This window comes from Jeongeupia sp. HS-3 (genome assembly GCF_015140455.1).
GTDB lineage: Bacteria > Pseudomonadota > Gammaproteobacteria > Burkholderiales > Chitinibacteraceae > Jeongeupia.
The window spans coordinates 1,470,752-1,483,155 of sequence record NZ_AP024094.1; the positions used below are offsets into that span (position 1 = coordinate 1,470,752).

The 12,404-nt window shown below is 57.6% G+C and carries 17 protein-coding genes and 1 tRNA gene; all 18 read right to left on the minus strand.

All coding sequences use genetic code 11. The annotated features are described in order from the left end of the window. Positions 1 to 406: 406 nt before the first annotated feature. Entirely contained in the window at positions 407 to 778 is a 372-nt protein-coding gene (locus tag JLC71_RS06895; protein WP_200918011.1) for a hypothetical protein, read from the minus strand. A gap of 65 nt (positions 779 to 843) precedes the next feature. Further along, positions 844 to 1,383, minus strand: a complete 540-nt coding sequence (locus JLC71_RS06900; RefSeq protein ID WP_200918012.1) for a hypothetical protein — start codon at positions 1,381 to 1,383, stop codon at positions 844 to 846. 17 nt (positions 1,384 to 1,400) lie between these two features. Further along, complete coding sequence (locus tag JLC71_RS06905; RefSeq protein WP_374757621.1) at positions 1,401 to 1,832, minus strand: DUF4260 domain-containing protein; 432 nt, start codon at positions 1,830 to 1,832, stop codon at positions 1,401 to 1,403. A gap of 66 nt (positions 1,833 to 1,898) precedes the next feature. Next, complete coding sequence (locus JLC71_RS06910) at positions 1,899 to 2,294, minus strand: GIY-YIG nuclease family protein (protein WP_200918014.1); 396 nt, start codon at positions 2,292 to 2,294, stop codon at positions 1,899 to 1,901. 78 nt (positions 2,295 to 2,372) lie between these two features. Beyond that, positions 2,373 to 2,762 carry a hypothetical protein gene (locus JLC71_RS06915; RefSeq protein ID WP_200918015.1) on the minus strand — a complete coding sequence of 130 codons (390 nt, stop codon included), beginning with the start codon at positions 2,760 to 2,762 and terminating at the stop codon, positions 2,373 to 2,375. Positions 2,763 to 3,403: 641 nt separating this feature from the next. Further along, complete coding sequence (locus JLC71_RS06920; RefSeq protein ID WP_200914866.1) at positions 3,404 to 4,270, minus strand: IS3 family transposase; 867 nt, start codon at positions 4,268 to 4,270, stop codon at positions 3,404 to 3,406. Beyond that, positions 4,267 to 4,560 carry a transposase gene (locus JLC71_RS06925; protein WP_200914865.1) on the minus strand — a complete coding sequence of 98 codons (294 nt, stop codon included), beginning with the start codon at positions 4,558 to 4,560 and terminating at the stop codon, positions 4,267 to 4,269. Before JLC71_RS06925 ends, JLC71_RS06920 begins: the two co-directional genes overlap by 4 nt. 202 nt (positions 4,561 to 4,762) lie before the next feature. Then, on the minus strand, positions 4,763 to 4,963 hold the full coding sequence (locus JLC71_RS06930) for a helix-turn-helix transcriptional regulator (protein ID WP_200918016.1): 201 nt from the start codon (positions 4,961 to 4,963) through the stop codon (positions 4,763 to 4,765). Positions 4,964 to 5,196: 233 nt separating this feature from the next. Then, entirely contained in the window at positions 5,197 to 6,510 is a 1,314-nt protein-coding gene (locus tag JLC71_RS06935) for a tyrosine-type recombinase/integrase (RefSeq protein WP_200918017.1), read from the minus strand. A gap of 160 nt (positions 6,511 to 6,670) precedes the next feature. Then, a tRNA-Arg gene (locus tag JLC71_RS06940) sits at positions 6,671 to 6,745 on the minus strand. 223 nt (positions 6,746 to 6,968) lie between these two features. Further along, a complete protein-coding gene (gspK, locus tag JLC71_RS06945) occupies positions 6,969 to 7,886 on the minus strand; it encodes a type II secretion system minor pseudopilin GspK (protein ID WP_200918018.1) in 918 nt (305 codons plus the stop codon). Then, positions 7,883 to 8,476, minus strand: a complete 594-nt coding sequence (gspJ, locus tag JLC71_RS06950) for a type II secretion system minor pseudopilin GspJ (protein ID WP_200918019.1) — start codon at positions 8,474 to 8,476, stop codon at positions 7,883 to 7,885. The genes gspK and gspJ overlap by 4 nt, the downstream gene beginning before the upstream one ends. Then, a complete protein-coding gene (gene gspI, locus JLC71_RS06955; protein WP_200918020.1) occupies positions 8,463 to 8,831 on the minus strand; it encodes a type II secretion system minor pseudopilin GspI in 369 nt (122 codons plus the stop codon). Before gspI ends, gspJ begins: the two co-directional genes overlap by 14 nt. Beyond that, entirely contained in the window at positions 8,824 to 9,309 is a 486-nt protein-coding gene (locus tag JLC71_RS06960) for a GspH/FimT family pseudopilin (RefSeq protein WP_200918289.1), read from the minus strand. Before JLC71_RS06960 ends, gspI begins: the two co-directional genes overlap by 8 nt. A gap of 9 nt (positions 9,310 to 9,318) precedes the next feature. After that, positions 9,319 to 9,756, minus strand: coding sequence for a type II secretion system major pseudopilin GspG (gene gspG, locus JLC71_RS06965; RefSeq protein WP_200918021.1), 438 nt, complete (start codon positions 9,754 to 9,756; stop codon positions 9,319 to 9,321). A 25-nt stretch (positions 9,757 to 9,781) separates the two neighbouring features. Further along, positions 9,782 to 10,981 (minus strand): type II secretion system inner membrane protein GspF, encoded by a 1,200-nt coding sequence (gene gspF, locus JLC71_RS06970; protein ID WP_200918022.1) that lies wholly within the window; start codon positions 10,979 to 10,981, stop codon positions 9,782 to 9,784. Beyond that, a complete protein-coding gene (locus tag JLC71_RS06975; RefSeq protein WP_200918023.1) occupies positions 10,978 to 11,508 on the minus strand; it encodes a hypothetical protein in 531 nt (176 codons plus the stop codon). Before JLC71_RS06975 ends, gspF begins: the two co-directional genes overlap by 4 nt. A 25-nt stretch (positions 11,509 to 11,533) precedes the next feature. Beyond that, positions 11,534 to 12,385: a formyltetrahydrofolate deformylase gene (gene purU / locus JLC71_RS06980; protein ID WP_200918024.1), complete on the minus strand. Its 852-nt coding sequence runs from the start codon at positions 12,383 to 12,385 to the stop codon at positions 11,534 to 11,536. Between the last annotated feature and the right edge of the window lie 19 nt (positions 12,386 to 12,404).

Below are 12,404 nucleotides of genomic sequence, written 5' to 3' on the forward strand. Positions count from 1 at the left end.
GTTGAAACTAAGCGGAGGCCGAAGGCCGTCCGCTTGAGTGAAGTGTTAGGGCGATTTTGGTTTCGTTATCCGCGAACGCCCGCTTTGTTTTTGAAGCATACCGCACCGAATCAACGAGATGCAAAGCTAAACCGGCTTGCACCACGCCACCCTAAAGAAAAGCAACAAGCACCACAGTAAAGAAAAATAATCTGGTTAGTTTTTTATTTGGATAAGCCGTTGGTGCGAGGTGCAAACGGAAGCTGGCTTTCGCCTGTGAACCGTTGTTTCAAATTGCCGATGAAACCTAAACCAATGTGAGCGGGCATGCCGAGCAGTGCCTTCACCCTAACGTAGAGCTAACCGGCTCGCCAAAGCGTAGCTTTGGCGAGTCCAGCGACCGAAGGGAGCGAGGTTGAGCGCCATGTTATGCATGGACGAACACCTTATGTTCTTTGCCTCGATCATCGGTAGTGGAGACAATGATTTCGTGTCCCATTTTTACCAGCCTGTAGCGGACATGAATATCTGATAGGCGTTCTGCTTCAAGTCGGTGGTTGGCAATGTGCTTTGGTAACCAATCTTTCCAGTAGGCAATAGACTTGTGGAGAACTTCCGGGTACTTGCCAGTAGGAGAAACCTGCCCGTTGGCAAAATTGATATCAATTTCGTAACCAGGGGAATGGCGGGCAAGCTCAGGCAGAACATCCAGAATATATTGGTCATCTACGTAGTTCATCAGGCTCACGAATGAGTGGCCGAAATTGTGAAGCATGGCGTCAATGTGCTTGTATTTCATAGTGCATAACGTTTGAATTAACCGGCTGGCTTTAGCCAGTCCGGGTTGAATGAAGTGTTATGCATCTATTTCAGGATTGTCGTCTTTCTAGCCAGCGTCTCGACGACACCTTTCATGAGCTGCGCTAACTGGTGAAGTTCCGCGATATTCAGGCTACGAAGAGGGTCGCTATCTTCGTATACATACCTTACCGCCACAAATACGTTGTCATGCCGCAGTAGGAGATCGCGAAGGGTTTTGCCATTTTGATATAACGTAGATGTTGAGTACTCCGATTCGAGTTCGGTTCTTACCCAATCATCGGCCGTATCATATAGTTGACTGAGCTTATGGGTCGATTTCTCTGGTTGGGCAGTGACTACACCACCTCTTACACCGTTTCCGTAGTCCTCTAGATCTTTGATGATGGAATAGGACGAAACCGATTTGAGGTACAGTTCTAGCGCGAGAACGGAATTGATAATTTCAGGGAGTAGCACTCCTGATCCAGGGGGTTGTGCCCTTAAAAGGTCAGCAGCGGTCCAAAACTGGTCAGCCGCATCCTTGACCTGTGGATCAGGTATCTGCTTCTTCACGTAACCGTATTTCTGAGTGATATCGTTCATGATGCATAACGTTTGAACTAACGGGCCGGCTTTAGCCGGTCCCGGTTGAGTGAAGTGTTAGATGCCTTTCGCTTGAGGCGGCCAATGAGCCCCAAATGCGTAAACGAAAATCCTTTTGAATATTTGAGTCCATAGCCGAGCGCACGATCAAACCCGATATGAGCGCCCCAGATAAAACCAGCGCTAACAAGGACCGGGACGGAAGCAACCGCACCCACGAAAAGACAGGCCAATGCGCCAATGTAGGAGTGCGCCATGTTGTATGCGATGGCTCCAGTGCTGGAGCCAGCAACATAACCAAGAAAGGATAGATCTGGGATGAGGAAGCAGGCAGCAAACAAGCCCCAGCCTGAACCGAATTTTGAGTAGCAGATGAGTGCCATTGCAAAAACGCTCAGGCCTTCTAGCCTCAGTACGATTCGTACATTTCCGTTTGCGGCGCCAGGCATATGCCTCCCTTGGCATCTAACGTTGGAGTTCAGCCGCCCCGGCACGGGGTCGGCTGGGACGACTTGTTAGGCCGGTAACATTTCATGGATATTTCGCGCCGCCGGCTTGGAGTTGTATTCAGAAGAAAGTGCAAGTATCAAGAGCATTTCTATCACGAGCTGATCCGTTTGATTTTCAGTATTCACAAAACGGAGGAGCGTCCAATGATCCCACCAGGGTGCTTCGTAATGGCAGGATGTTCTAAGGTTTGCGCGCTCTTTAAGAGTTTGTGTGGTTTGGCCAACATAGAGGCACTGGCCAGTATCTCCGAAAAAAGCATATATGGCGCCAATGCCCTGATCCTGCAACGAATTGTGCCGGCTCCAATCGTTTGGAGTTTTCTCAATAGCTCGCTCAAAAAACCAATCTCTAGCAGTCAAAGCGCATGCACCAACGGACTTTCTAAGAGTTTCTGTTTCCATGCGGATTCTCTAAGGCCTAACGTTTGAATTAACGGGCGGGCGTTAGCCCGTCCCGGTTGAATGAAGTGTTAGGCGTTTTTAGCACAACTCGACAGCCAACTCACCATCAATTGGCCGAGTAGGCCATGGAGAGTTTGTGCACGATACAACTCTCCCGTTCTCGGTCCTGTACTCATAATACATAAGCGTTTCAGGGCTCTTTATCTCTCCATAAAGATACCATGACCACTTAACTATGGATGCCTCGGGTATTTTTAGAGTGGTTCCATCAACAATAAGCTCAAATGGATTGGTTATCTCAAGTATCTCACCATTTTCAAAAACAACCTTGAGAACCTCACCATCAAATGATGCACTTTTGGAAATATGGCAGTTATCCATTGGCCGCCCGAACCAACACCCAAAAATACAAAGTGATCCACTTCGAATTTTTTCATCAAGCGACATAAGCTGAGCTGCGATATTCATCGAATTACGCCTAACGTTTGAAATAAGCGGAGGCCGAAGGCCGTCCGCTTGATTGAAATGTTAGGGTTGCGGCCTTTGATTTATTTGCGCCGCACGCAACCCCGAAACTTGAATACAACCATAGCAACGCCAAAAAGAGCAACATCGCACACCGCATTGTTGGAAAAAAGCACCCTGGCAACGAAGAACTACCAACGAACCCAGCCTCAAATAAACTGCCAAGCTTTTTTGGGCTAATCATGAGCGCTGCATTCCGTTGCTAATCTGCCGCACTAAATAAAAGCGAGGGTTGAAACCTGAAAAGAAGATTTACGACGGTAAAAAGATATTGCAACTGAGTCACGATAATTAGACAGCTAAACCACAACAAAACGGGCAACGAGACTGCGAAGCCAAAGCAGGGCGAAACCCTTTGAAAACAACTGACTTGAAAGAGCCGATCAGGAATGCGCCTGATCCCTAACAGTTAATAGACTGACCTACGTGTCAGTACATTATTAATGATACGGACGCCCAGATAAGCACATACACCACTGATTTCATGGCGTTTTTTACCCACCCCGTCCGTCTATTCATACCAATGATACGGACACAGCGCACCTTACGCAGTATGGTCTGTCCCCATGCAGAAGGACAGAGGATTAAGCGCTAAGCGCTGAATGCTGCCGTTCAAACTCGACCGGTGCCAGGTAATCCAGCGTCGAATGGCGGCGGCGATGATTGTAAAATCGGATGTAGTCGAATATATCCGCGCGGGCCTCGTCGTGACTCCGGTAGCGGGTCAAGTAAACCCGCTCCGCCTTCAACGACCGGAAGAAGCTTTCCATCGCAGCGTTGTCCCAGCAATTGCCCGCTCGTGAATGGCTCGGCACCATGCCGTGCCGTTTCAGCAACATCTGGTAATCAAACGCACAATACTGGCTGCCTCGGTCCGAATGCAGTAGCACCTCCCGCACCGGTTTCCGTCTGGCAACGGCCATCGTCAACGCAGCATGCACCAGTTCTTGCTGCATTCGATGGTGCATTGCCCAGCCGACCACGGCGCGGGAATACAAGTCCAGCACCACAGCCAGATACAGCCAGCCCTCGTCAGTACGGATGTAAGTCATGTCCGACACCCAGCGTTGATTCATCCCGGATGCGTCGAATTGCCGTTCCAGCCGATTTGGTGCCACCGGAAGCAGGTGTTGGCTGACCGGGACAGGTCGCCACCGTTTACGGGAACGTACCTTCAGCCCGCCTTGGCGCATCAGGCGGCCAACACGGTGGCGGCCACAGGCGAAGCCTTGTGCGACCAGTTCCGCATGTATCCGACGATGCCCATAGATGCCGTTGACTTCGGCATGGACCAGACGGATTTCCCGTAACAGCACGCGATTAGCCATCTCTCGCATCGAAGGCGGCCGGTTGCGCCAAGCGTAGTAGCTGCTCCGTGAGACGCGGAACAACTGGCACATGACGGCAACAGGATAACGCTCAGCAAGCGCCTGAATGGCGCGGTACTTCACTTCGTGGGCTGCGAGAAGATGGCGAGCGCTTTTTTTAGGACGTCACGCTCCATGGTGACGCGTGCTAGATCATCGCGCAGACGCTTGAGTTCGGCTGCTTCGCCCAGTTGCTTGCCATGACCAGGAAAGGCATCCATGCCCTTGAGCAGAAACTGGCGTTTCCATTTGCCCAGCAGGCCTTCGGTGATGCCGAAGGCCTGCGCCACGTGACGTAGCGGCGTGCCAGCCAGGATTTGCTCAACAGCTTCCCGCTTGAAGGACTCGGGAAAGGTACGGCGGATTTGGGTCATGAACACTCCTTGGTGGCGATTATCCACCTTAAGTTAGTGTCCTTCCGTATAGGGACAGACCACAGGGTGCATACGCTTCGACAAGCGCAGTAAGGGCGGCAGATGCCATGGCACGCTCCCAAAAGGGCGTGCCGCATGCAGCAAATAATAGTGTCCTCAGATTGCCAATATGCCCTCGCGCTGCAGTGCGGCGCGGGGTTAGTTAGTGATTACTGCTGGAATTGGCACCAAACGATGCGACGAGGCGGTCGATGTCGCTACGCCGCCAAGCGGCCACGCGCGGCCCCAACTTCACTTGGGCAGGGAATCGGCCTTTTTTGATACCTTCGTACCAAGTGGCACGGGAAACAGGAATGATGCTCAGCACTTCAGGCAAGCGCAGAAAAGAATCAGATGTAGTCATTACGCATTTCCAACCCCCTAAGGGTGAATCGGGAAATGTGTCCTCATGTGCAAACTAAATATTCCTCTACTGGCGAAGGGGGCTCGACCAGCGTCCGATGTCATCAATAGATGTACATATAGAATATAGGCAACCTTGATGCACATGAATCAAATAACTATGCACATTGCAGTGCGCCGGCCTGTTCCAACGCCACCGCCCTTTTCCAGAAGTCCGTCCAAATGGTCATTGGGTCATGCAGCTTTACCGGCACGTAGCGACACAACGTTCCCAACCTTTCCAGCAAACTCATGTGGCGGTATGAATTGCCCGTGGTTGGCATCGAGCCAGTCAGCCCACCATTGCATCATCAGCCTGCGTTGCTCCAAAAATTCAACTTTGTGTGTGTAGGCGACACGGACACTGTTGCGCTCCTTGTGACTCATCTGGCGTTCAACAACATCCCTGTCCCATAACCCCGCTTCGGTCAGTGCAGTGCAGGCCATCGCCCGGAAGCCATGCCCGCATACTTCGGTCTTGGTATCGTAACCCATGCGGCGCAGCGCAGCATTGACCGTGTTTTCGCTCATCGGCTTGGCAGCATCGTGATCACCAGCGAATACCAAATCAAAGCGCCCTGTCAGGGGGCGAATCGCTTCGAGTACGGTCAACGCCTGGCGCGATAGCGGCACGATATGCTGCTCTTTCATCTTGGCACCACGATGCGAGTGCGCCACGCCTTCGATGAGCTCGCGGCTGGCCGGTATCGTCCAAGTGGCGCGGTCGGCGTCGATCTCGTTCCAGCACATAAAACGTAGCTCGCTGGAACGGACGAAGGTTAGCAATGTGAAGCGCAGCGCCAATGCGGTCAGAATACGCCCCCGGTAGGCGTCGAGCCGCTGCATGAGCTCAGGAACTCGCTCCAATGGCAGGGATGCACGATGTACGAGTATCGGCGCTTCTAGCGCCCCGGAAAGGTCGCCAGCCGGATTGCTATCAATCAGACCGGTCTGCACGGCATAGCGCATGACGCCGCTGATGTGTTGCCGCACCCGCCCCGCCACTTCCAGCGTGCCGTTCTCCTCGATCTTGCGTAGTGGAGCAAGTAGATCGCGGGTTTTCAAGTTGGTCACGGGCTGTCTGCCAATGGCGGGGAATACGTAGGCTTCCAGCCGAGCGAGAATGTTCCGCGCGTGAGCGGCGGACCATTTGGCGGCATTCTTGGCATGCCATTCCCTGCTGATGGCCTCGAAGCTGCTTGTGCGGTCGTACTCGGCATCCAATTTGGCTTGCCGTTTGTTCTCGATGGGGTCGACGCCAACAGCAAGCAGGCCCCGGGCCTCCTCGCGCTTGGCACGCGCTTCTGCCAACGATAGCGCCGGATAGTCCCCGAACGCAGTCAGCCCGGATTTGCCGTTGGGCTTGGTGAACTTGAAGCGCCACGACTTGGTACCGCTGGCCTTGATTAGCAGGAACAACCCACCACCATCAAACAGTGAATAGTCCTTGTCGCGAGACTTAGCGTTGCGGCAGTCGGTGTCGCTCAGGGGCTTGATTTTGCGCGCCATAGGTATACAACCTAAAATCGAATCAATGTATCCCTAAACGTATACCAAAAATCACTGGATGTACATGGACGCTCTTGGATGACCCAGGAAACAAAAAACCCCTGAAAGCTAGGTTCTATGGGGTTTTCTGGACGGCACTGGACGCTTCTGGAACTATAGTTGGTACCCCCGACAGGAATCGAACCTGTAACTGGCCCTTAGGAGGGGCCCGTTATATCCATTTAACTACAGGGGCAGAGTAGGCATCCCGGAATACGTGGCAGCAACGGGCGGCATGTTCCGGCAAGCCGAGCATTATAGCGGTAAGCGGGTCTTGGCGGAAACCGTGCACGTTAAAGAAGGCCTGCGCCCCAGCCAGAGTCGCCGACTGATACGCCAAGCGTGAGGGGCCGATCTGCGACGCGCTCACCATACGATCCAGCCCTGCTTTCAAGGCAGGCGCCGTTATCGCGCGGGAATCAACGCCGCCGCATCCACACGATCCGCGGCAGTTCGATACCGTTGCGTTCAAGCAAGGCCGCGTAGCGGACGGTGACGCGGCCGAACTGTGCATCGACGTCGTTGATGAAATAGCGGCTTTGTATCGTCAGCGTTTCACCGCGCACATTGCTGCGAATGCGCTCGGGCACCGCTTGGGCGAATTCGGCGACGGTAGAAAAGTATCGTCCCGAGCGCTTTGATACCACCGCTTGGGCATCGGACAAGGTCATATCCGGTATCAGCGCCGCGAGGACTTCGGGCGGTGCGAAGTTGACGTTGACCGACGTCGCCTGCGGCAAGACGGTCACAAAGGGCGTCAAGCGCGCAATGGTATCGGCATCCAAGCCCCGGATTCGCGTCAGCGAGCCAAGATCGACCAGCGGCTGATTGCCGGCGCGGTAAGGCTGCGGCAGGGCCAAGTAGTCGGCATCCTCGGCGCCATCGGGTGTGCGGACGGCACTATCGGCATCGATCCAGTCGACCAGGGCGTCGACCAGTTTCGGTGAGACCCCGGCAAATTCAAACAGGCGGCGGCAGGCGGCAATTTCGGTTTCGTTGGCAACGCCATTGGCCACCAGATTATTGAGGTTGAAACGCCCCTGCTGCTCAAGCAAGCGCCCCCCCACCTTGCCCTGCTCGACCGGGATCGCCGGGATGGGGATATTCCACGGCTCGAGCAAATGATCGATCTGGTTGTTGCGCGCATCGTCGCGCAGGGTGAACCGGGCCAGTTGCACCCCCGAATAGGCAATGGCGCGCGATTGCCCCTGGTCGAGCTGGTTTTCCAGCTGGTGGAACCACAGCTGCTGGCGCCAGGCGATCCATGCCGCCAGCGCAGCGACCAAGGCGGCGGTAATCACCGCGGTAATCAGGGCGATGCCGGCCTGCTTTCTCATGGCAGCGCGAACACCCGCTCGATCGGTGCACTACCGTTGCGCGCCAGCGTGATCTTTACCGCGCGCGGCAGTGTCGCGGCGGCCGGGGTGCTGGCGCCCGCCGGCCAGCGCGGCTGCCAGGCATTGCTGCCGTCGAGGAAGGTCGGCACAAACTGAGCAATATCGTTGAGCAGCGGTAAAACCATCGGCTGCTCGGTTGGTGCCGGGTCAAGCGAATCCCACAGCAACAGCTCCAGCTTGCCGTCCTGCAAGCGATACGCCACGCGCTGCGGGTCTCGATCGCGAGCAAAGCGGATGAATTCAAGCGCAGGTTTGGTTCGCGCCAGATCGTCACTGCGGCCAATGAACGCCGGCTGCGCCTGGCCGCTGCCATCGCGCCACGGCCGATTTACCGATTGACCAACGTCGTCGCCGAGACGGTCAAACACCAGTGACAGATCACGCCACGATTGCGCCTCGGCGTCGAGGCGCAATTTGGTCGTCGCCACCGCATCCAGCCCGCGCCACGCCACCAGCGCGATCACGCTGAAAATCGCCAGCGCCACCAGCAGCTCAAGCAGGGTAAAACCGGTACGGTCAGCGCGGCGCATTAGCTAAATAGCCCACCAACGTGGCGACCGCGTGCGTTTGATCGCCATCGGCATACACTTTGATCTCCACCCGGCGGAAGCTGCGATTGGGCGAGACGCCGTCTTCCTCTTGCCAGACGAACTCGCGGCCGACCATCGTCGAGCGACCCTCACGCCGGCCGGGCTCGGGAAACTCGGCGCGCGCGGTGATCTCGGCCAGGCGGTTTTGCGCCACCCAGCCGGCCAGGGTGCGCGTTGCCAGGTCGCCGGCGGTATCGGTGCTCGCCGAGACCGCGCGCAAGGCGGCGGCCATGGCGATCGCCAATACCGCCAGCGCCACCAGGACTTCGACCAGCGTAAAGCCCCGTTCACGCATCGCCCTGCTCCGGCATGCTCGCCCTGACTCGCCCCATTGCATCGCCATCGAGCTGCCAGCGCACGCTGCCAAGCTGCAAATCCAGATGAAACGGTGCGTTCACGCCCGACGGTTCAAACACGATGCGCTCGCCGATCCGCCGCTCGCGCAGATTGATCGTCTGCGCGACGAGCTTGGTGCCCTCGGGCAGTTCACGCGCGCGCAGCACTTCGTCGGCGGCGATCGCTTGCCAGGCATTCTGATCGTCGAGCAACCAGAACTGGTAACCGTGACCATCACTCGACCACGCCATCGTCCGCCCCGAATTGATCGCCGCATCGCGGGCATTTTCCAGTAGCAACGCCAGACGCGCCGATTCGCGCGACAGCGTGGTCGCGTCCGAATCACCCAAGCGCACCACCGCCAGACCGAGAATCAGGCCGACAATCGCCAGCGCGACGAGAATCTCAACAAGGGTAAAGCCGAGCCGGCGACGCATCGAAGCGGATTACAGCTGCCAGGAGCCGACATCGGCGTCGTAGCCTTCGCCGCCCTGGGTGCCGTCGGCACCGTAGCTCATCACGTCGATCTCGCCCTTCAGGCCCGGGTTCAGATAAAGATAATCACCGCCCCAAGGGTCTTTGGGCAGCTTCTCAAGATAACCGCCGGTTTTCCAGTTCATCGGTACCGGCGGCTGGCTCGGCTTCTCGGTCAGCGCCTTCAGCCCTTGCTCGGTCGTCGGGTAACGGCCGTTATCGAGTTTGTAGAGCTTGAGCGCCTGCACCACGCTGCGGATGTCCTGCTTGGCCGCGACCACGCGCGCCTCGTTCGGCCTATCCATGATTTTCGGCACGATCAGCGCGCCGAGAATCGCCAGAATGGTGATCACGACGAGGATTTCGATCAGGGTAAAACCGCGTTGGGCGCGGCCTTGGACGTGTTGCATCATCTGCTCCGTTATTGGAATGGCTTTATTTGATGAGTTGATTCATTTCGAACACCGGCATCAGGATCGCCAGCACGATCAGCAGCACCACGCCGCCCATGATCAGCACCATGATCGGCCCCAGTAGGCTGGTGAAGGTCGCAACGCGATTTTCCAGCTCCTGGCTTTGCTGCTGCGCCGCCTTGTCGAGCATGTGCTCAAGCCGGCCGGTGGCCTCGCCGCTGCCGATCAGATGGATCAGCACCGGCGGAAACAATCTGGATTCGGCCAGCGCCCGCGATAGCGTCATCCCTTCGCGCACCTGCGCCGCGGCGGTCAATACCGCGTCGCGCAGCGGCAGGTTGGCGAGCACGCCGGCGGCGGCGTTCATTGCCCGCAGCAGCGGCACGCCGCTGCTGACCAGAATCGCCAGCGTCGATGCCAGCCGCGCGGTATTGCCGGCCCGCTCGAATCGGCCGAACAGCGGCAGGCGCAACTTCCAGCGATGAAAAGCACGGCGGATGGCCGGCTGCTGCAGTGCACGCCACGCAGCAAAACCGGCGCCGGCCAAGGCGATCAGCAATACCAGCCCCCAGTCGCGTACCACCGCGCTGGTCCAGAGCAGCGCCCGGGTCAGAAACGGCAGCGTCTGCTTGGCGCTCTGGAACACCGTCACCATCTGCGGCACCACCCAGGTCAGCAGGCCGACGATGACCAGCACCGACACCACCATCACCACCAGCGGATAAATGAACGCCAGCATCACCTTCGACGCCAGCGCCGCGCGGCTTTCGAGGTAATCGGCCAGCCGCTGCATCACCGCCGCCGCCTTGCCCGACTCCTCGCCGGCCGCCACGATGGTGCGATACAGCTCCGGGAACGCGCCGGGATGGCTCGCCAAGGCTTGCGACAGCGATACCCCGGCGAGGATCTCGCTGCGTATCGCCGCAACCAGCTCCTTTTCGCGCTCGCCCTCGCTCTGCTCGCCCAGCACAACCAGCGCTTCATCCAGCGTCAGGCCGGCATCGAGCAAGGTCGAGAGCTGCCGCGTCAGCAGCGCCAGACGGGCGGTGCCGAGGCTGCGGTGTCGCCGCGCCTTGGCGCTGGTCGAGCCTTCGACCAGCTCGCTGACCCACAGGCCGCGCTCACGCAGAGACAGCCGCGCCTGCCGGGCGCCGTCTGCCTCGACCGCGCCACGAACTTCCTTGCCATCGGCACCGACTGCGCGGTAACGGAACGTGCTCATTCTGGCGTCCCTGTCGGTGCGGGCAACCATCCTAGCGAGGTCGCAATGTTGACCGCCAAGCCGTACAGCAGCAAGGCCACCGGTAGATAGGCAAGCAGGCCCGCAGCGATCAACGCCGGCCGGTGCACCGTCGCGACCGCCACCGCGCGCACCAGCACCACCAAGCCGTACAGGGTCAGCAGCACCGTCGCAACCAAGCCGGCATCGTCGGGCAGCATCGCCACCACGGGTTGCAGCAGCTGCGGCGTTGCCGCCAGCACGATCAAGGGAAACAGCGTGCCTTCAAACGGCCGGCGGTCCAGAATCCGCAACCAGCCCATCAGCCACAGCGTCGACAAGATGCAGCTGATGAGATCGAGGATGCCAAAGAACAGCAGCCTTTGTGGCAGCGATGCCTTGAACTTGCCGGCACCGAGCGCTGCGGCCAGCGACAGCAAGGCCAGCCACACCAGCGGCTGCCAGACCGGGTAGCGATAATGTGACAGCGGCCCGACTTTCAGCCGGGCCACGTCCAGGGCGTCACGCACCAGCTGTTGCATCGAAGCCGGGCGCTCAGGCAAAGATCACGGTCTTGTTCGAATACACCAGCACCCGGTGTTCGAGATGCCATTTCACCGCACGCGCCAGTACCATTTTTTCCAGATCGCGGCCCTTGCGGATCAATTCTTCGACATCGTCGCGGTGCGAGATGCGGATCACGTCCTGCTCGATGATCGGGCCGTCGTCGAGCACTTCGGTCACGTAATGGCTGGTCGCGCCGATCAGCTTCACGCCACGGGCAAAGGCGCGGTGATACGGCTTGGCACCGTCGAACGCCGGCAGGAAGCTGTGGTGAATATTAATCACCCGTTGCGGGTAGGCGCCGGTGAAGTCGTGGCTGAGCACTTGCATGTAACGCGCCAGCACGATCAGGTCGATGCCATGCGCTTCGAGCAAGGCCTTTTGCGCCGCCTCGGCCTCGGCCTTGTTGTCCTTGCTCACCGGAATCACGTGGTAGGCGATGCCGTAGAACTCGGCCAGCGCGCGGCAATCGTCGTGATTGGAAATGATCAATGGAATATCGCAGTGCAACTCGCCGCTCTTGTGCCGGTACAGCAGGTCGACCAGGCAGTGATCGTACTTGGAGACGAAGATCGCCATCTTCGGCCGCTCGGCCGACAGCGCCACGGTCCACTGCATCTGGAAACGGTCGGCGATCGGCTGGAACGCCGGGGTGAACGCGCCCATATCAAGGGTGAAATCGGTCAGATCCCACTCCACGCGCATCAGGAACAGGTTTTCCGAATTGTCCTGGTGCTGGTCGACGTGAACGATATTGGCGTTGTAGGTATAGAGAAAGTTGGCGATCGCGGCGGACAGACCTTTGCGGTCCGGGCAACTGATCAGCAATGTAGCGGTATTCATTGGTATTCCGGGCTAGATA